Raw genomic sequence first — 19056 nt, forward strand, 5'->3', positions numbered from 1 at the left:
GGAGGTAAGGCATGAGCGTTCAATTAAGTATCATTTTGCCAGTTGATAATGCACCCCTGAGTGAGTTGATGATGCCGCTGGCGTCGCTCAACAATCAGTTGGGGCTGATGGGCAATCAGGTGGAAATTCTGTTGGTGGACAACGGTGAATTTCACCTCGACCTGCCGGCACAGTTAAATCTGTTTGTTCAGCTCACGGTGCGCACAATTACGCCAGACCAAGTGTGCGGTCGCATGGCCGCCTTTGAGGCCGGCGTGAAAGCGGCCAAAGGTGAGTACATCATGCTACTGGATGCGAACAATCAGCTTTACCATCCATTTACGCTGCAAAATTTGTTTGGACTGCAGGCGAAGCATCCTGATGCCGATATCATCGGTGGTGCGACGTTGCTGCAAGGCTTGACTAAGGATCGCCAGCCTGTTTATCGGGCCGGCCGCAGCCAGACCTCGCTGCATGGACTGATGATCAGACGCGCATTGTTGATGTCAGAGCAGGTGCAGTTCGATGATCAATACGGCGAGTACAGTGAAGAATTCACGGCCCGCTTGGTACGCCAAGCAGCTGGCGGGGTGGTTGAAGGCGAAGATATCGCCTGCGTCATTTTCAGCAGCCGCACGCATGCCATCACGGGTCAAAAGCCGCAGATCAACGAGCAGTGGGTCTTGATGATGGCTGGGTATTTAGCTCAGCTGCGGGCCACTTCTGAGCGGTTCGACACCGAATATGCGAAATTCATCGTCCGGTTCTACAGCCAGGTGCTGCAGGTGCCGGCGGCGAGTCGCATGCCTCTGACTACCGCCGTGGCGCAAATCGTCAAGACGCATGCGGACAGATGGCCAGCGGTTCAACAGTTCGTTGCAGGCGTGAAGCTAACCGATAAACATGCACAAGCGCCATGGGTCGCGGCGCCGGCATCATTTGCCAATTACCTCGACCAACTGACGCGAATTGCAGGCGTTGCAATAAGAAAGAGGGGGTAACTCGTGGCGGCACACAAAAGAGCACCGCGGGCGATTGATTTAACCGGGCAGCATTTTGGCCGCCTGACGGTATTGCGCAGAGCTGGCATCAACGCCGCCAATGGCAATGCGCGCTGGGAGTGTCAGTGTGAGTGTGGGAATTTGGCTGTGGTCGATGGCTATGGCCTGCGTAAAGGGACGACCGCGAGTTGCGGCTGTCTGCGCAAAGAACTCGCGCGTGCTCGCGCCGGTCATGACCTGTTGCCATATGTGGATCACGAGGCGAAAACGTTGCGAAATGCGGAAGGGATTTATTACAGCTCATTGGTCAAGTCCAAGCGCAATCGTAGTGGTACGGTAGGCGTTTCCTTCGACCAGTCGCAGCAGGTCTATGTGGCCCGCTTGCGGTTTCATGGCGAACTCGTGCTGAATAAATCGTCCCATTCCAAAGCGGAGGCCATTGCCTATCGCCGCGAAGCAGAGCGCCGGTATTTCCCGCAAAAAGGCGATACTGGGTGCACGCTGCCGATGGATCATGATCACAAGTCGTCGTCCAAGCGGCGACGGTCATAACGCCAACACGATTGGTGTGTCAGGAAGCGACTGTTGGTCAACGGACCGACAGTCGCTTTTTGCGATGTCGTCGCAGTGTCGACTGAATGGTACAATAATCCCAGATTAACCATGAGTTGGAGGCAAAGCAGATGACCAAAGACCGAGTAACCGCATTTACTGATGCGGTATTGGCGATTGTGATGACCATTGGAGCCGTGTTTGGTGGCGTTCAGGCAATTGCCTTCAAACCCGGCGCGGCACGCGGCGCAATGGCCGCAGCCATGAGTGAAAGGCAAAATCACAAAGTCACCGGCCTTGACGTTGGTGACGGCCGCGCCGACCTTTTCGGCCACGCCGATGGCTTCATGGCCAACTGGTGAGCCAGTGGGGTGCTCACTGAGACCGCGGAACCACCACAGATCTGAACCACAGACACAGGCACGGACGATTTTGATGATGGCGTCAGTGGATTTTTGAATTTCAGGGTGAGCGAAATCGCGGATGGCGACTTGGCCGGGGCCCCACACCAGACCGGCCCACCTACGAGAATCAGGTCGTAGCCGGCGAGGTCAGGCAAGGGCTGGGTGAAGGCCGGCAACTTGCCAGTTCGTCGTTGCGTTTTGGCCAGAGTCGACGTTTCATCCATATCTTGACTGAAGGTGCCAGCGGGAACCTTGAGTTCGTAAGTATCAGCCTGGGTCAGCTGCTGCAGTTGATGTGCCAGTGCAGCGGTGCGGCCTGACCATGAGTAGTAAACAATCATTGTTTTTGACATCAGCAATCTCCTTAAGTTGAGATCAGCATAGTCCCTTCGAGTAGGTGTAAGGCAAGCGCAAATGTAAAAATATTTTGATGAGGTCGATGCCTGCTTGGCAGCCAACCCTGGCCTCAGTATACTGATAAGACAATGACTTAACCCGCAGGCAACCAGGGCAAGGAGGCCGTTATGACAACCATCGTTCACTGGCGCCGCAATATTAATTTATTTCTCGGCGGCCAATTTCTTTCCGGCATCACCTCAATGATTGTGCAATATGCCATCATCTGGTATTTGACCAAGCACACCGGTAGCGCCACGGTGCTCAGTGTGGCCACGATTGTCGGGATGCTGCCGATGGTCCTATTATCGCCGTTTGTTGGTGGCTTCGTGGATCGCGTCAACAAAAAAGGCCTATTGATTATCACCGACTGGGTGGTAGCTGGCTTTGCGCTGGCGCTGTTTGCCGCGGCGACCATCTCTGGGCAAATGCCGCTATGGTTGGTGTTTGTGGCCCTGGCGATGCGCGCCATTGGCCAAACCTTTCAGATGCCAACCTTGCAATCGCTGCTGCCGACAATGGTGCCAGAAGCGGAACTGACTCGGATCAACGGCCAGTTGGGGATGGTGCAGTCGGCGAACATGCTGATTGCCCCGGCGCTGGGGGCGTTCCTGTTTGCCGTGTTGCCGATTCAGTGGGTGATCATGCTGGATGTGTTGGGCGCGCTGCTCGGCACCGGCATGCTGCTCCTCGTGAACATTCCGCGCAGTCCGGCGCAAGGGGAAAAGGTGCAGGTGGTGGCCGACATGCTATTTGGTTATCGCACATTGCGCCAAACCCGCGGCTTGTGGGCAATCAGCGTCATCGGGGCGGCATTCACGCTCGTCTTTATGCCAGCCGCCAGTATGTACCCGCTGATGACGATGCAGTATTTTCACGGCACTGTGGGGCAAGCAGGCCTAATCGAAGTGATTTATTCGGCAGGGATGCTGGCTGGCGGGGCGGTGATTGGCCTGTTTGGCAAAAGGGCAGGACCGGATGAAGCCGATTCTAGCGGCCTACTTGGTGCTGGGGGTGACCATCGGCGCTAGCGGCTTTTTGCCTGGGACGAGCACGGGGTACTGGTGGTTCGTCGCGTTGAATTTACTTGCAGGGATTGGGACCCCATTTTTCAACACCTTGCTTATGGCCATGATTCAACAGAGTTTTCCCCCGGAACAGCTCGGGCGCGTGCTAGGCGTGCTGAATGCGTTAATGAGTTTGACTGGGCCAATTGGCTTGATTTTTGCTGGGCCGCTGGCAGATCGAATTGGCGTGGCCAGTTTGTTCATCATTGCTGGCGCCGGAACGTTACTGTGCGGGCTGGCCACTTGGCTCATGCCGAGTGCGAGGCAGTATGACCAGCAGTTGCAAACGACTAAACAGTGAACCAAGCATCCTCGACTAAATGGCGCCTGACTGGCCGCATTTGTTCGGGGATGCTTTTTGAGTTTAGATATGCTTTGTGAGCATGTCAGATAGAACAACCAAGCATTAGAAACATAGAAGAGGGTGGCATACACTGAGGTTGTTAATTAGGTCAGAAAAGGAGCAATCAACATGACAAACAATGAACAAGCAGTCAAAAACGGGATTTTCGCCATGGGGGCCAAGAACGATGGCTACGCGCAATATTTTGTCGGCCAAAGCTATCTCAACAGCCTCATCAGCGATCCCGCCATTAACGTTGGGGTCGGCAACGTGACCTTTGAACCAGGCTGCCGCAATAACTGGCATATCCATCACAATGGGTTCCAGTTGCTGCTGGTGACTGGCGGCGAAGGCTGGTACCAAGAAGAAGGCCAGCCGGCGCGCAAGTTGCACCCTGGCGACGTGGTGGTGACCCATGATGGCGTGAAGCACTGGCATGGCGCGACCAAAGATAGCTGGTTCTCGCACCTCGCCATCACGGCTGGCACGCCTGAATGGCTCGAACTGGTGACCGACGCTCAGTACAACGCATTGGAGGACTAAACGATGGTGAAAAAACAAACGGCTGGCCGCGACAACTTGGGTGAATTTGCCCCGCAATTTGCCGCGTTGAATGATGATGTGCTGTTCGGTGAAGTTTGGGCCAAGGAAGATGAATTGTCCGCTCGCGACCGCAGCCTGATTACCTGTGCCGCGCTGATGGCGCAAGGCCTGTTCCCGCAGCTCGAATCCCATATGAAAATCGCGAAAGCGAACGGCGTGACCAAAACCGAAATGGTGGCCTTGATCACCCACCTGAGTTTTTACGCTGGCTGGCCAAAAGCCTGGTCGGCGTTCGGCCTCGCCAAGGAAATCTTTGGCGACGAATTGGCGGCCAAGTAGCATGACTCATGTGTTGATCTTAGGCGCCAATGGCCAAGTCGCGCAGCTGGTGCGCCGGCGGCTACTGGCCGAGACGGATGCGCATTTGACGCTGTATCTACGCCAGGCCAAGCGCCTCGGCCAAATCGAACCGCGCCGCGAATCGGTAGTGGAAGCCGATGTTAATGACTATCAGGCCCTGTTTCAAGCGATGGCTGGGCAGGACATTGTGTACGCCAACCTTGGCGGTCCGTTTGAACCGCTCGCCGCAAACATCGTCAAAGCAATGCAGGCGGCTGGCGTTGCGCGGCTGATTTACCTTACCGGGCTGGGCCTTTACCACGAAGTCCCTGGTGAGTTTGGCCGCTGGCTGGAGGCCTCGATTGGGCCGGCGGTGATGGACGATACGCGTCGCGCCGCTAAGCTGATTGAAGTAAGCCCGCTCAATTACACCATCATTCGGGCGGCTTATATGACCAACGCCGACCGGATTGATTACGAGTTAACAGCCAAAGGGACGCCTTTCAAAGGGACGATTGTTTCTCGCGTCAGTATCGCCGATCTCATCGTGAGGACGATTGTCAAACCGGAGCGGCACCGTTATAGTAGCCTTGGGATTGATCAACCGGGCACAGATGGTGATCGCCCGTACTAACAGGGAGGCCACACCATGGAATTGCGCTTACTCGAATACTTTTTGGCGATTGAAGACGCGGGCTCGATTTCCCGCGCGGCGGAACGGCTACACATTACGCAACCCACGCTGTCCCGCCAGCTCAAGGGCTTGGAAGAAGAACTCGGCGCGCCGCTATTTACGCGCAACAATCACGGTCTGACGCTGACAGAGGCGGGGCTGTATTTGAAAACGCGGGCGCAGGAAATTCTGACCTTGACCGAGCAGACCCAGCAAACGTTTGTTAATCAGCAGCATCAACTCTTCAGTGGCAACATCAACATCGGGGCGGTGGAAGCTGATAGCAGTCACGCTTTGGCCAAGGAACTCGCTGATTTTACCCAAACCTATCCGGCGGTGACCTTCGACTTATTCACTGGCACCAGTGATGAGCTGTTTGACCGGTTGGACAAAGGCTTGATTGACCTGGCGTTGCTGCTGGAGCCGGTGAATGCCGAGAAATACGAACGCATCACGCTGGCACATACCGAGCGCTGGGGCCTGGTGGTCAACGTCGATGATCCACTGGCCTGCCAGCCGGTGATTGAGCCGAATCAACTGCGAGAGACGCCATTGATGATTTCAAGCCGGGCCCCGGTGCAACAGCTGCTGGCGAATTGGTCGCAGCTGGACTTGGCCGAGCTGAACATTGTCGGCCACTTCAATCTAATCTTCAACATCTTGCCGCTGGTGCGCGCTGGCGTCGGGGCGGCGTTGACGATTGAAGGGGTGATTGAACCCAACGACCACCGGGACGTGAAATTTATCCCGTTTTCGCCGCGGGTCCAGACCCATACGGTGCTGGCCTGGCGCAAGCACCGGCTGCAAACGCCGGTGACGACCGCGTTTATCGATCGGTTCCGAGAATAAATTGCCAAAACAAAAACGGTTCGAGTGGCATTCGGTGCCACGCGAACCGTCAAGTTGATCGATAGGACTGTATCAAGGTCTGTTAGTTTCTGTACGGCTTCATTCCAGTATTCATCTGGGGTGAGGCCGTTTGTTTGTACTTAAAGATGGTGATGAATGAACTTGTCGGCCGAGGCCCTGTCGCTACGGCTCCAACAGTGCGCATTGTGTTATTCCTGCGCCGCCTGCCACTGATCGAACGCCTCCTGCACCTCCACTTCCAGGATATCGTACTGGTTGCCCATCCAGACAGTGGCCCCGGCCTTGGGCTGAACGTATTCCCTGATCCAGCGCGTATCTCGATGAATTCGCTGCCAGGTTGAGTTGGCGGTGGCGGGAGAGGAGAAGAGCTCGATCAGGTATTGGGTCGTCGCCAAAGGGAAGATTCCAACCAGCGAGGTATCATCATTTTGGAGCGCGGGCAAGGCAGGTGCCAGGCGTTTCATCCGGGGAAAGTCGCCGTCCAGAGCCAGACTGAAAATCAGATTACTGTACATGTTGGTCAGGTGCAGCGAGTCATTAACTGGCAGGCGGCTAGAGGTGAAGGCCAAGTGCCAAGCTTCTTCCTTGGCGGCTGGTGGAAGCACCTGGATGGCGCGTTCCAGTACCACCAGATCGGAATTTTGCACATGTTTGGTGGCCCGCAGCCCAGCTAGCGTTTCTGTCGCCATTTGCTCGTAGGACAGGTCCAGGAAAGCGAGCGTCGCGTCATCATCACCGATTAGGTCAAGGGTCATTTGGATGGCGTGGACCTCGACATTGACAATGGCGAAGCGATCGTAAACCAGCGACTGGCAGGCGGCAGTGGCCCGCGCCTCAATCAAGGCCGCTTTGATGGCCTCTTGCCGTGGTAACGTCGCATGCGCCGCCACTTGGTGATCGAACGCGGCGAGCGGGTAGCTGAACAATCCAGGGTAGAAAATATTGCCATCCAGCATCAACAGGTGGACAAGGTTAAGGGCGTCGCGGAAGCCGAGCTGGGTTTGCCCTGTTTCAAAACGAGATTGGGTGGCAGACCGCCAATTCACGCTCAAATCAGCCAGCGTGAGACCGTAAAACTGGCGAATCTGTTTGACGACCGGTCCGGAGAACATGAGTCGATCAGGCAACGCCAAGGTGTCGCGGTCAAAAGTCGCGGCTAGTGCCGGATTGTGCCAGGACTGGCGGCCTTGTTTGACCTGCGGCCAGACCCGGTCGAAGTAGTCGGCTAATGCCACCGCGCCCAGCGTTCGCAGCTTGTTTGATTCGGCGCGCACGCGCTCCTCTGCTTGCGCGCTGGGTTGGGCAAGCCAGTCCGCCATGGCTTGGCCAAAGTGGACATAGGGTGCTGAGTTGACGGAATGGACGTCACGCGAGGTGCCAGGCTGCAGGTGCTGGCGGCGCAAGGTGTGGTAGGTCTGCATCGCCTCCAGCAGCGGATGGCTTAAAGCAGCTTCGCGCCGGCACAGGAGGTGAAACAGCAGCAGTGCTAAGTCGGCTTCACGGAGGAAGGACTCGTTGACAGTTGTCTCGTCTATGGCTTGGACGTTTTGGATGAAGCGGTCGGTGATGAGCGCGAGCAGTTCGTGGCTGGCGAATCGCAGCGCCGCAGCCATGGTTAAGGTTTGCGTGATGTTCCAAAGCGGACTGGGCTTCAGAAAGTGGGCGAGGGCCTTTTCCTGATTGGGTAGCAGGTGATAATGAGCAGTTTGCGGCATCTGGCTGGTTTTCAGTAGCAGATCCGCATAGACCAAGGGCAGTCGCTGCGTGTCGTGCGGGAAGGTCTGCCAAAAACCGGTGGCTAAAGCGGCGAGCGCCGCCTGATCTTGCCGAATAAAGGCGACATACGCTGGTTCACCCAGGGCAGCTGGTTGTTGCGTCAGCAAAGTGTTGAAATCGTTGGTGGTCAGGCGCAGATTTTGCATAATTTGTTTGATGGCAGCGAGGCTCAGGTCGCTTTGATCGCGTTCAAAACGTGACAGCGCGGCGGCAGAGCAGTCTGCGTCGGCTACCGCCTGGGTCAGAGACAAGCCGCGGTTCTTGCGAAACTGCCGGAAGAATTCACCAATGGTTTGTGTGCTCATATGCTCACCCTCCTGGTTCTAAATTAGTTAAATTATAACAAAATATTCGCAGTCTGGAATAAAGCAAAAATTACAGATATGCAAGATTTTGCCTAAAAGCTGGTCTCCAGTCGCCCAAACGATTGAGGGGTAAGAACAGCATCTTGTAAAATAACGGCAGAGCGGCCAACTGCGGTCTCGCAGGGGGGAACGGTCAGAGCCATCTTTGGCCGCCGCGCTCGTAAATTGAAAAAGGGTAGCTTGATCGGTGGAGGGGACACGGGTCAGGCCAAGGGGGATTGTGATATGAAAAAAGCACTCGTACTTGCCACCACCGTTGCGGCGACGATGACCACTGCCGCCGTGTCGACCAAAGTGGTGCATGCAGACACAGTGGCAGCGCCAACCGAGACTACGAGTCCAGACGCGCTGCAAGACGCCGAACAAAGTGTGGCTGCCAAGCAGGCGGCCGCTGATGCGGCAGAAGCAAAAGCGGCAGCCGCTGGCAGTGCAGCTGAGAGCGCCAAGCAACAAGCCGAAGCAGCCCAAGCACAGGCAGCCGCTGCTCAGCAAACGGTAACTGAGGCGCAGCAAGCAGTTGACGCCGCCGAGCAGACAGCAAATGCGGCGACCCCAGAAGTGATTGCCCAGACAACTGCTGACTTGACTGCGCAACAACAGGCTAACGCGCAAACTGCGCAGCAGGTTGATGACGCTCAAGCAGCAGTGGACACTGCCCAAGAGCAGTTAGACGACGCCTCGGCAACGCTGGCTACCGATACCTCCGTCGTTGAAGCGAAGCAGGCTGATTTGACAGCGGCTGAAGCGGCGGCAGTGAACGCCGGCGACACCGCCGCCGCGCTGACCGCAGCCACCGAGACTCAGACTGCCGCCCAGCAGGCGCAGCAAGAAGCACAAACGGCTTCGGACAACGCCAATCAGGCGGTAGATGCTGCGACCACCGCAGTTGCAAACCAGCAGAGGATGGTTGACAAAGCAACCGCCGCGACGACCGCCGCGAAGCAGACGCAAACGGATGCGGCAGCGGCGGCGGACGATGCCGACCAGGCTGTGACTACGGCGCAAACTGCGCTGACCGCTGCCCAGACTGCAAGTGACACCAAGCCTTACACCACGGCCATCAACCTCTCACAAACGTGGATGGATGCGTTTAAGCTTTTCACCACGACGACCGATGCGACGGCCAAGGCGCAGGCGAAGACCACGCTGGACGGCCTGGCTCAAGCAATCGCAACCGCGAATGTCTTCGACGCTACGGGGTTGGACACCGAGGCCAAGTACGATTTGGCCAACCTGCCGGACGCAGAACTGCTCAAGGTGAACGAATACTTCGTCACGTTGCTTAACTCGATGCGCTTAGCGTTGGATCCGCACAGCACCGCCTACGTCAACACCGGTGACATTGACTTCGCGAAGGATGTGGCTGCGCGCTACGGTGATTTTGACTTGTGGGATGGGCACAACCTCGCGGCAATCAGCGCTGCGGCAGAGCAGCGGGGCTTAGCTGGGAGCACCACGATGAATTTTTACGAAAATAATGCCGGTTTTACCAGCACTTCCACACCGAACAAACAGTTCTCCGAAGCCGAACTGTTCCAGCTTACCTTCGACTCGGTCGTGAATTTCACGGCAAGAGACCAGAACTCAAATTACGGGCATACCATCGGGCTTCTTCAGAGTTCGGATAATTATGGTCTGGCGTTTCGCGTTCAGACTCAGACCGAGGCTGACACTGGGATACCGGGACTAACCTACCAATATTCGATTCATGTGCTGGGTGTGGGGCCGGACGCCCCAACGCAAGCCACCACTGAGGCAGAACGGGTCCGCTTCATCGCGGAGAATTACGGGCCAATGGCAGCGGCTACCATCAAGCCTGATACCGCGCAGGCCGCCGCCCAGCAGGCCTACAATGTGGCCAAAAAGAATTACGACCTTGCTCAACAACCAGGGGTCGCGTACTACGATGAAACCCTCGGCGACTGGGTCCGTTACGATAGCCATTACGATGAGTATAAAGCGGCCTACGAGTCGGCTGTAGCAGCTTTGGACCAGGCAAACGCCAACGCAGCCAATGGTGGGGCTGCCGCTGTGGCCGCGGCGCAGACGGCTTTGACTGCCGCCCAGGCCAAGCAGACAGCAACTCAAGCCGCCAAGAAAGCGGCAGACGCTGCAGTGACCGCGGCCCAAACGGCGGAAACTGCGGCGAATACCGATTTGAGCCAAGCCAAGGCGACCTTGAGCCAGGCCCAGACGGCTCAACAGGAAGCGACTGCAGCACTGACCCAAGCTGAGGCTGACTTGGCCGCCGCTGATCAGGCCGTTACTGCCGCCGCCGATGCCGCTCAGCAAGCCGATACCGCAGCCCAGACCGCCGCGGCCGCGGTGACCGCAGCGGAAGCGGCCCTGGCGGCGGCGCATGCGACCCAACAAGCCCAACAGGCTCAAGTCAACGCCTTGCAGCAGGCGCTGACCGCCGCTGAAGATCAGTTGACCCAAGCGCAGCAGGCCCTCCAGGCTGGCACCAGCAAAGCGGCGGCGCTTGAAGCCACGCTGAAGACGCTCCAAGCCGCCGCGCCGACCTTGGCTGCTGCTCAGGCGGCACTAGACGCGGCGCAGCAGAAGCTGGCAACCTTGACCCGCGAAGCGACGACGGCCCAAAATGTGGCCAAGCTGAAAGACGCGGTTTATCAGGTGCTGGCCCAACTGGCGACTAACGCTCGCCGCGATTTGGCCTCTGCCCAGCAATTGCTGGCGACGATTCAACGGGCCCAGACGTTAGTGGATCAGCTGGACAAGCTGGAACAGGGTGAGAAAGCAGACCCATCAAAGCCGGTGCTGAAACCAACGGCAGCACCAATTGCCCCACGGCGGACCATCCCGGGTCAGCCGGTCAACTTGGCCCAAACTGGCAAGCCAGCCGCGCTGCCACGGACAGGCGACACCGATAGTAGCAACCTGACCGTATTAGGGTTGGCTACCGCCGCATTGTTCAGCCTCCTCGGCTTCGCTGAAAGCCGCAAGCGCCACCAGGCATAGCCTGCTCTTGATTCACTAAAAGCAGCCTCACTACACCGTAACAGGTAGTGAAGCTGCTTTTTTGATTATCAAAACGGCCTAGAACGTGAGGTGAGGACGAATCCGCCACCACGCGTTCTAGGCCGTTTTGCTGGCTAGTTAAATGCGTTCATCAATATGTCCCGTCAGCTGAAACGACTGGTCGGTGTACTGCATCAGTTCAATCATATTGCCATCAGGATCATGCGTCCACATTTGCCACGTATGGGAATTCCCAATGTTGGGCTTGGTGTCGATGGGCGCGCCATGCGCCAGCAAATGCTGATAGCTGGCTTGAATGTCATCAACCAGAATGGAGAAGTGGCTGTAATGGGAGGTGCCGTCGCCCAAAGTTGGCGCTTTAGGCAGCGGCTGGTCGACGGGGAACAGCTCCAAGAATTGCCCTGGCGCCAGTTCTTCGAACACATAGACGATACCGTTGGGGTTGGTTTCCGCCAGCTTTGCCCAGTCGCCGCGGTTCTTGACGCCTTTGTAGGCACTGAAGCGGACGATGGTTCTCGGCTTGGCGCCCAGCGTGTTTTCATAGAAATCGCGTAAGGCTGGGAGCTGATTGGTGTAAAACGCGAGGTGCATGATGGATTGGTTTGCCATGTGACAAACCTCCTTTACCCGAATTTGGACGGCTTAATGCTCGGGGTGAATGGTGGACAAATCGGTCATCAGCTTGCCGACGTGGGTTTGATACTTGTGGCCATAGATAATGGCAAAGAGCGTGTCGAGCAGATATTCAAAGCTGATTTGCGAGGAAAAAGTGCTGACCTTATACAGCGCCGATTCTTTTTGCGTGACCACTAATGCGCAGGTGGCATGGGTCAACAGCCGACTCTTCGCGTTGCCGGTGAGCACCAACAGCGGCGTTTGACTCTGGCCCAGCCGCTCCGCGATGCGCAAGTTGCTGGCGCCGCTGCCCGAGTAGCTGAGAAAAATGGCGAGGTCGTCAGGGGTCAGGCCGGTGGCGACCCAGTCAGCATCGTTATACTCGTCGGCAATCACTGGGTAGAGGCCGATTTTGCTCAGCTTATTTTGAAAACTGCGCGCGCGAATTTGCGAATCGCCAGCAGCAAAAATAAAAATCCGGCGCGCCGTTTCAATCAGCTGGGCCGCCTGGGCGAGGTCGGCCGCCTCGAGCTGGGTCAGCGCAGTTTGGATGGTGTTGGTGGTCAGATCCGCGATGTGCTTGGCCACGGTCATGGCCGAATCACCAGGTTGCACAGGAAAATTCGCATCGACGGCTTTTGGCTGCAGGAGCCGCGCCTGCACTTCCTTGATGAGATCCTCGTGCAAGGCGCGATAGCCCGGATAGCCGAGCTTTTTGGCCAGTCGGACGATGACCGAATGCGAAGTGAAGGTCGCTGCCGCCAGCTCCTGGCTCGTCATCTGGGCCGCCGTATTCAGGTGGGCCTTGATGTAAGCCAGAATCTGGCGCTCGTTGTCACTCAGATTTTGCGTTGCGTTAAGCTTGTCCATGAACGTCATGATAAACCCTCCCCAGGTGACGTGCCTCGCTTTGCCCGCCATTAAAACAAAATGTCGCGCCTTTTGCTTCAAATATACACTAGTTTGGCACATTTTGACCTAAGCCGCCCCAAAGCCTTCCGCTTATCCGCATGGCGGCTATACTAACCCTGTTACTGATAAGGGAGGGCCGTTATGCTAACAGATCAAGCACTTCAGGTTTTGGAACAACAACTCACTTTTAAGTATTTCACCAGCGCCGATGCCCTGCGCTGGGCGCAGATTGTGACTGAGCGGGTGCAAGCTGACCAGCTCAAGCCGGTGGCACTGCGGGTGGTGCTTGATGAACAAATCGTTTTGCAGTACCTGATGCCGGGGCGCAAAGATGCTGGCTGGGTCGCCCGCAAGGTATTCACGGTGCTACAGACTCACCACAGCAGTCTGTACACATTTTTGCATCGTGAGGAGGCGCCATACCGTGACTGGCAAACCGATGACCGTTACGCAATTTGCGGCGGCGGGTTCCCGCTGGTCATTAACGGTGAGTTGCGCGGCGCCTTTGCCATTTCCGGGTTGAGGCATGACCAGGATCATGCTTTGTTGGTTTCGTCACTACAGCAATTACAAAAGGAGCAATCAAAATGAAATTAGCGATTTTTGGCGCCGGGATGATAGTGAAAGACTTTTTGACCATGATTGACCGGGTGCCTGACGTTCAGCTGAAAGCGATTATGGGCGTGCCGGCAGATCTGGCCACCATGGAGGAGATGCAGGCGGCGCACCACATTGATGAGGTGTATACCGACGTTGCCGCTTGCTTAAGCCAGGCCGATATCGATACCGTCTACGTGGCGCTACCTAACTTCCTACATTATCGTTTCGCCAAGTTGGCGCTCGAATCAGGTAAAAACGTCATCTGCGAAAAACCGTTTGTGCTGACTAGCGCGCAGGCGCAGGAGCTGGCGGCGCTAGCCGAAGCCAAGGGATTGGTGCTGGTTGAGGCCATCACGAACCAATATCTAAGCAATTACGCTGCGATTAAGCAGCGGATGGCGGCGCTAGGGGACATCAAGGTGATTGAATGCAACTACTCGCAGTACTCGCACCGTTATGATGCCTTTCAGGCCGGCACCATTTTGCCCGCCTTTGATCCGAAAAAAGGCGGCGGGGCGCTGATGGATCTGAACATCTACAACATCCATTTTGTCGTCGGGCTGCTGGGGGCGCCGCTGAGCGGGCATTATTACGCGAATGTTGAGCGCAACATCGATACCTCAGGCGCGTTGGTGCTCAACTATCCAGGAACCCAGGTGGTGTGCGTGGCCGCGAAGGATTGCTCCGCACCAGTGCGTTCCACCATTCAAGGCAACCGCGGCTCGATTCAAATCGCGGGGCCGGTGAATGTGCTGACTGGTTTCACCGAGGTGCTGAATGACGGCACCAAGGAAACAGTCGATCAGAAAGTCGACCAGCATCGCATGTATGAAGAATTCGTCGCTTTTGAAGCGATGATTGCCAATCACGATTTGGCCGCCGCCAAGCAGCGGATGGCGCATTCGCTGGCAGTGATGAAGGTGGTCGACGCGGCGCTGGCGGATGCCGGCATTAAACTCGGCTGAGTAGCAAAAATGGTCCCAGCAGCTGAAACTGCCGGAACCATTTTTTCGTTACGCGAAAATCAATTTGCTGAACCCGTAATTCAGTACGACAACGACGACTTGGTCGATCAACTTGACCACTAGTGGCGAGCCGTGCATTAGGGTGAGGCCGACGAACAAAATTGCTGTGTCCGCCAGCAGTGACGCGCCGCGCAAGGTGAAGAAGCTGGCGCCTTCTTTGATCACGGTCCGGAAGGTCATGTCGGCGGAGTTGAACACGACTTTTTTGTTGGCGATGAAGGCAAACAGCACGCTGAGGACCCAGGCGATAATGTTCGCCCAGAACCATGGCATCGCGAGGTGAGTCAGGCCGAAGAACAGCACCACATTAATGCCAGTGGTGAGGCCGCCGACAATCAAGTAGCGTAAGGCGGTGCCGTATTTGCTGTAAAGGTTCGTGATTGGTTTTTCCATGCGTCTTGCTCCTTTCTTAGCGCTGCATGCAGGTGTAGATCAATGAAGCGGTGGGCTGCGACTGGCCGTTCACCGTTAGCGGATGAGCAGCGAGCTGATAATGGTAGGTGTGCGTCACGTCGACTTGCTGACCACGAGAGGTGAGATTTTGCACGCTAATCCGATACTGTCCAGCGGCGAGCTGGTGGTGCAGCCGCGCCACGCTGCCAGCCATCGTCAACTGATAATGTTGCCCGGTGGTGAGGTTAGTGAGGCTGACTTGCACCTGGCTACCAGCATGAATCTGCACGGAAAAATAGTTCGCCGGGGCGTTCACATCGACCACCTCTGCCAGCACAGTGCCTGGCGTCACGGTTTTAGGTTTGGCGTGATACTGCACGGACAGCTGGCTGCGCTGGGCGGCGATGACTTGCTTCTGTGGTAGCTTAGCACCAAGGATGCCAGCGGCGCCGACGGCCAGCAGTAAAGCGGCGGTCCCACTGAGGAGGCCAGCCTTGTTCGCCCAGCGTGGGCGCGACTGGCGAGCCCGATGCGGGATGGCCGCCAAAGCTACCCAGAGCAGCGGTAGAATGGCTTGACCATAGCGCGGTTCAACTTCCCACAGTAGCGTGTGGAAAGCTAGGTAGCCCAGGGCAGTGGTCACTGCCAGCAGCGCAACGATCTGGTGCGGGTCGGTCAGATCTGGCCGCCACTGCAAAAGCTTCAGCATCAGCGCACCCCACATGAGCAGGGTCGCGGCCACATAACCAATCACGGTCAGGCCTTGATAAAAGCCGGCATGATTGCTGTACCAACTGGGCGCGGCCCGGAAGCCGCCGTTGTACCAGCGCTGAATGCCTTGGACATTGAGGACGATACCTAACTTCACCAACCACAACCGGACGACGCCAACCACGCCGAGGCTTTTGATGCGCTTGGGGATGGTTTTTAGATCGTACTGCTGGCGGGCGGCTTGGCTGGGCTGCTTGATGGAACGGCCGACATCCTTGCCAGAGTAGCCGCCGTTGCTGTGCTGGTTGTAACCCATTAAAATCCAGTTGGTGGCTGGGAACGAAAAGGCGGTTCGCGGTTGATAATTGGCCGCCCCGTCAATGACTTTGGTCGCTGGCAGACTCAGACCGAAGCCCAGCACAATCAAGAGAATGGGCAGGGTCAATTTGGCTTGCCGCCATAAGTGCTGGCGGGCCAAAATTAACCCGACAATCAGCAACGCTGGCAACAGGACCACCAGATTTGGTTTGAGCATGGCGCCAAGGGTGACGGCCACGACCAGTCCGGCACCTGCCAGCCAGCGCTGGCGCGGTGTTTTTTGCGCCCAGTTGAGCAGACTGCGCATGATGATCAAAAGCACCAGCATCGTCGGCAAGTCGGAGTAGAAAACCTGCAGATAGTAGGTGTAGGCAAACGGCGTCAAGGCGAAAAACCCGAAGGCCGCGACCAGCAGGCTGGGCCGCCGGCTAAGCTGCCAAATCGTCTGCAGGGCCAGGGCGATAAAGCCGTCCAACACCAAAATACTCAGCAGGTGCACGGAAAGATTGGTGCTGAAGCCAAATAGTTGCGTCAGCCGCAGCCACAGCGACATGAGATAGGCCAGCGGCACATTATTGGCATAGCGCCAGAAATAGGTGATGTCCCAGGTCATGTGCCCGGCGGCGAGCTGGTCGGCTTGCGACAGCACTCGGTACGGATCGTGGTACACCGTATTGGGCATCACGTGCAAGACGACGATTTGGGCGACCAGCATCGCCAGCAAGCCGAGGCCAAGGCCCCAGCGCAGTTGCTTTGCGGTCAGCCGGTCAAGCCGCGGGGCAGCGAAATACAAGCCGGTGCCGAGCAGGGCTGCGACCACCAGTGATGGCACCCCGAGCACGCTGGTCAGGTTACCAATGCTGCCAATGAGCAGACAGATGATTAAAATTGCTGGCAGAAAAGCGGGTTTAATCTTTTTCATACCCTCACCTTAATCCAGAATCGTTTGCACCGTGTAACGTGGACGATGTTTAACTTCAGTGGTGAGCTTGCCGATATATTCACCGATCACCCCGAGGCTGATCATTTGGACCCCACCGATGAACCACAGCGAAACCATCAAGGACGACCAGCCGTGCACGGTGAGCCCCAGCATTTTCATGACAATGGCGTAAACCACCATGCCCACTGCTAGCAAGCAAGCCAAGGTGCCGAGAATGAGAATGAGCCGCACTGGGGCAATGGTCAGGCTGGTAATGCCATCCCAGGCAAAGGCCAACATTTTTTTCAGCGGGTACTTGGATTCGCCGGCCATGCGCGGCGTGCGCTTGTAGAAGACTTTGGCAGTCTTGAAGCCGAGCTTAGGAATCAGGCCGCGAATGAAAATGTTGCGTTCTGGATACTGCAGGAAGGTTTCAACTGCGCGTTTGGACATGAGGCGAAAATCGGCGTGGTTCGGCACGAGTTCAACCCCCAGCAGTTTCAGTGTCTTGTAGTAGCCTTGGGCCGTGGTGCGCTTGAACCAGCTGTCGGTTTCGCGGTTGTTACGGACGCCGTAGACGATATCGGCGCCATCAGCGTAGGCATCCACCATGTCGACGATTTTGTCGGGATCATCTTGAAGATCGGCATCGATGGTGACAATCATGTCGGCGGTTTTCACCGCTTCACTCATGCCGGCAATGAGCGCCGACTGGTGGCCGAAGTTGCGAGAAAAGCGTAGCCCGCGCACGCGAGAATTCGTGGCGTGCAGTTTTTCGATGATTTCCCAAGTATGATCCTTGGAGCCATCATCAACGATCAGGATGTCGGCGCGCTGGCCCAGGACGGTTTGCGCGGCGATTTGGTCTTCAACCGCCAGTAATTTTTGCACCGAGGAGGTCAGCACCTCCTCTTCATTGTAGGCTGGAACGACAATCGTTAATTTTGATGTGGCCATGATTTCAACATCCTTTCCGGTAAAAACTGACGCATTTTGGTTTGAATAAAGGCTTGAGCGGGCGTGACGAGCAGCCACCAGCCGCCAGCTAAGCACACGCTGGCAAGCACATCAGAGAGGTAGTGGTCGCGCAGATACACCCGCGAAATGGCCACCATCGCAATCCAACCGATCCCAATCAAAATGGTGATGAGTTGGCTTTCCTGGTCTTGAATGTGCGGCAGGCATAATGTCCACAAGGTGAACACCAGCAGCGCCGTGCAAAACGTGTGACCGCTAGGGAAGCTAGCGCCGTGATCCAGCACCAGCTGATGCAGCGGGCGACTGCGGTCAATTAGCAACTTGAAGCCTTCCGTAATGGCGGAGCCGCCGAGCTGCAGGCCAGCGAACCACAGGCTGATGACAGGTCCTTGCTTGAACCACAGCCACAGACACAGCAGCGCAGTCAGGCCGATCACGGTGGCAGGACTGCCAAGGGTCGCGACGACCTTGAAAATGGCGGTATTGGTCGGATCGATTGCCCGAGTGGCAAAAGTGCTGGCGGTGGCATCTAATTGCCCAAGCCAGGCGGCATGCGTGATGACGCCGAGGGCTAAGGCGGCAAAGGCCATCAGGCTAAGTCCGCCGAGCATGGTTTTGGTTTTAATCGGCATCGGCGGCACCTCCGCGATGGCGCAGCGCCATGAAGGCGGCAGGTGCCAAGGAAATGACAACGATGGCAAGCATGATCAGCTCAAAATGGGTTTTGACAATGGCAATGTTGCCGAACAGGTAGCCGGCACCCAGCGCCACGGCCACCCAAGTCACGCCGCCAAGCACGTTGTAGGCGGCAAAGTCGCGGTAGCGCATCTGGCTCACGCCGGCAGTGAAGGGGATGAAGGTGCGGATGATTGGCATGAAGCGGCCAAGGAAAATTGCGGCTTTACCGTGCCGGTCGAAGAACCGCTGCGAACGTTCAAGGTAGGCTGGTTTGATGAAGCGGCTCAGCTTGGCACTGTGCGCGAGGCGCAAGCCGAAGTGTTCACCGATTTCAAAGTTAAGCGAATCCCCGAGTACCGCGGCCACACTGAGCAGGCCGAACAGCACCCAGATGTTCAAACTGTGATTGGCCATCGCCGCCAGCGAGCCGCAGAGAAACAGGAGCGAGTCGCCAGGCAGAAAAGGCAGCACCACGACGCCGGTTTCAATGAAGATCATGGCGAACAAGCCCAGATAGATGAGTGAGCCGAATTGACTGATGAGCTGCGGCAACAATTGATTAAGGTTAGGCAGCAGGGTAATGAGTGCGGTCATGA

Annotated in this window: 18 protein-coding genes and 2 pseudogenes; 10 read left to right on the plus strand and 10 right to left on the minus strand. The window is 56.7% G+C overall.

What is annotated here, in order from left to right; translation table 11 throughout:
- Window positions 1-11 precede the first annotated feature (11 nt).
- Together AAA927_RS08985 and AAA927_RS08990 are read left to right on the plus strand one after the other, a co-directional pair.
- Entirely contained in the window at window positions 12-980 is a 969-nt protein-coding gene (locus tag AAA927_RS08985; RefSeq protein WP_204118337.1) for a glycosyltransferase family A protein, read from the plus strand.
- A gap of 3 nt (window positions 981-983) precedes the next feature.
- Window positions 984-1532, plus strand: a complete 549-nt coding sequence (locus AAA927_RS08990; RefSeq protein WP_338217562.1) for an AP2 domain-containing protein — start codon at window positions 984-986, stop codon at window positions 1530-1532.
- Here the strand turns inward: AAA927_RS08990 and AAA927_RS12930 are convergent.
- Both AAA927_RS12930 and AAA927_RS09000 read right to left on the minus strand, forming a co-directional pair.
- On the minus strand, window positions 1499-2041 hold the full coding sequence (locus AAA927_RS12930; RefSeq protein WP_435891521.1) for an alcohol dehydrogenase catalytic domain-containing protein: 543 nt from the start codon (window positions 2039-2041) through the stop codon (window positions 1499-1501). The genes AAA927_RS08990 and AAA927_RS12930 overlap by 34 nt on opposite strands.
- 8 nt (window positions 2042-2049) lie before the next feature.
- Window positions 2050-2289 (minus strand): annotated as a pseudogene (locus AAA927_RS09000) (flavodoxin); the annotation flags it as partial.
- A gap of 171 nt (window positions 2290-2460) precedes the next feature.
- Here AAA927_RS09000 and AAA927_RS09005 point away from each other — a divergent pair.
- The 5 genes and pseudogenes from AAA927_RS09005 to AAA927_RS09025 all read left to right on the plus strand — a co-directional run bounded on the left by AAA927_RS09005 (window position 2461) and on the right by AAA927_RS09025 (window position 6146).
- Window positions 2461-3700: pseudogene (locus AAA927_RS09005) on the plus strand (MFS transporter).
- Window positions 3701-3871: 171 nt separating this feature from the next.
- Window positions 3872-4285, plus strand: coding sequence for a cupin domain-containing protein (locus tag AAA927_RS09010; protein ID WP_338217563.1), 414 nt, complete (start codon window positions 3872-3874; stop codon window positions 4283-4285).
- Between the two features lie 3 nt (window positions 4286-4288).
- Window positions 4289-4624, plus strand: a complete 336-nt coding sequence (locus AAA927_RS09015) for a carboxymuconolactone decarboxylase family protein (protein ID WP_338217564.1) — start codon at window positions 4289-4291, stop codon at window positions 4622-4624.
- Window position 4625: 1 nt separating this feature from the next.
- Window positions 4626-5258, plus strand: a complete 633-nt coding sequence (locus tag AAA927_RS09020; protein ID WP_338217565.1) for an NAD(P)H-binding protein — start codon at window positions 4626-4628, stop codon at window positions 5256-5258.
- A 15-nt stretch (window positions 5259-5273) separates the two neighbouring features.
- Complete coding sequence (locus AAA927_RS09025) at window positions 5274-6146, plus strand: LysR family transcriptional regulator (protein ID WP_338217566.1); 873 nt, start codon at window positions 5274-5276, stop codon at window positions 6144-6146.
- Between the two features lie 209 nt (window positions 6147-6355).
- Here the strand turns inward: AAA927_RS09025 and AAA927_RS09030 are convergent, their stop codons facing one another.
- Window positions 6356-8248 carry a helix-turn-helix domain-containing protein gene (locus AAA927_RS09030; protein WP_338217567.1) on the minus strand — a complete coding sequence of 631 codons (1893 nt, stop codon included), beginning with the start codon at window positions 8246-8248 and terminating at the stop codon, window positions 6356-6358.
- 285 nt (window positions 8249-8533) lie between these two features.
- On the opposite strand from AAA927_RS09030, the gene AAA927_RS09035 reads away from it, so the two are divergent.
- Window positions 8534-11287, plus strand: coding sequence for an SEC10/PgrA surface exclusion domain-containing protein (locus tag AAA927_RS09035; RefSeq protein WP_338217568.1), 2754 nt, complete (start codon window positions 8534-8536; stop codon window positions 11285-11287).
- 138 nt (window positions 11288-11425) lie between these two features.
- Here AAA927_RS09035 and AAA927_RS09040 read toward each other — a convergent pair whose 3' ends face one another.
- Together AAA927_RS09040 and AAA927_RS09045 are read right to left on the minus strand one after the other, a co-directional pair.
- Window positions 11426-11917 carry a VOC family protein gene (locus AAA927_RS09040; RefSeq protein WP_338217569.1) on the minus strand — a complete coding sequence of 164 codons (492 nt, stop codon included), beginning with the start codon at window positions 11915-11917 and terminating at the stop codon, window positions 11426-11428.
- Between the two features lie 33 nt (window positions 11918-11950).
- Window positions 11951-12802, minus strand: a complete 852-nt coding sequence (locus AAA927_RS09045) for a MurR/RpiR family transcriptional regulator (RefSeq protein WP_338217570.1) — start codon at window positions 12800-12802, stop codon at window positions 11951-11953.
- Window positions 12803-12976: 174 nt separating this feature from the next.
- Here AAA927_RS09045 and AAA927_RS09050 point away from each other — a divergent pair, with 174 nt between their 5' ends.
- Both AAA927_RS09050 and AAA927_RS09055 read left to right on the plus strand, forming a co-directional pair.
- The gene (locus AAA927_RS09050) at window positions 12977-13426 is read left to right on the plus strand and encodes a heme-binding protein (RefSeq protein ID WP_338217571.1); all 450 of its coding nucleotides are present in this window, start codon (window positions 12977-12979) and stop codon (window positions 13424-13426) included.
- On the plus strand, window positions 13423-14400 hold the full coding sequence (locus AAA927_RS09055) for a Gfo/Idh/MocA family protein (protein ID WP_338217572.1): 978 nt from the start codon (window positions 13423-13425) through the stop codon (window positions 14398-14400). Before AAA927_RS09050 ends, AAA927_RS09055 begins: the two co-directional genes overlap by 4 nt.
- A gap of 48 nt (window positions 14401-14448) precedes the next feature.
- On the opposite strand, the gene AAA927_RS09060 is transcribed toward AAA927_RS09055, so the two are convergent.
- From AAA927_RS09060 to AAA927_RS09080, 5 genes are read right to left on the minus strand one after another with little or no spacing between them, the layout of a single operon-like run.
- Complete coding sequence (locus tag AAA927_RS09060) at window positions 14449-14853, minus strand: GtrA family protein (protein ID WP_338217573.1); 405 nt, start codon at window positions 14851-14853, stop codon at window positions 14449-14451.
- Between the two features lie 16 nt (window positions 14854-14869).
- Window positions 14870-16804, minus strand: coding sequence for a glycosyltransferase-like membrane protein (locus AAA927_RS09065; protein WP_338217574.1), 1935 nt, complete (start codon window positions 16802-16804; stop codon window positions 14870-14872).
- A gap of 9 nt (window positions 16805-16813) precedes the next feature.
- Entirely contained in the window at window positions 16814-17761 is a 948-nt protein-coding gene (locus tag AAA927_RS09070; RefSeq protein ID WP_338217575.1) for a glycosyltransferase family 2 protein, read from the minus strand.
- Window positions 17743-18414 (minus strand): phosphatase PAP2 family protein, encoded by a 672-nt coding sequence (locus AAA927_RS09075; RefSeq protein WP_338217576.1) that lies wholly within the window; start codon window positions 18412-18414, stop codon window positions 17743-17745. The genes AAA927_RS09070 and AAA927_RS09075 overlap by 19 nt, the downstream gene beginning before the upstream one ends.
- Window positions 18404-19054, minus strand: coding sequence for a VTT domain-containing protein (locus tag AAA927_RS09080; protein WP_002819944.1), 651 nt, complete (start codon window positions 19052-19054; stop codon window positions 18404-18406). Before AAA927_RS09080 ends, AAA927_RS09075 begins: the two co-directional genes overlap by 11 nt.
- Window positions 19055-19056 lie beyond the last annotated feature (2 nt).

Origin of the sequence: Lacticaseibacillus salsurivasis (assembly GCF_036246225.1) — a bacterium.
Lineage (GTDB): Bacteria > Bacillota > Bacilli > Lactobacillales > Lactobacillaceae > Lacticaseibacillus > Lacticaseibacillus salsurivasis.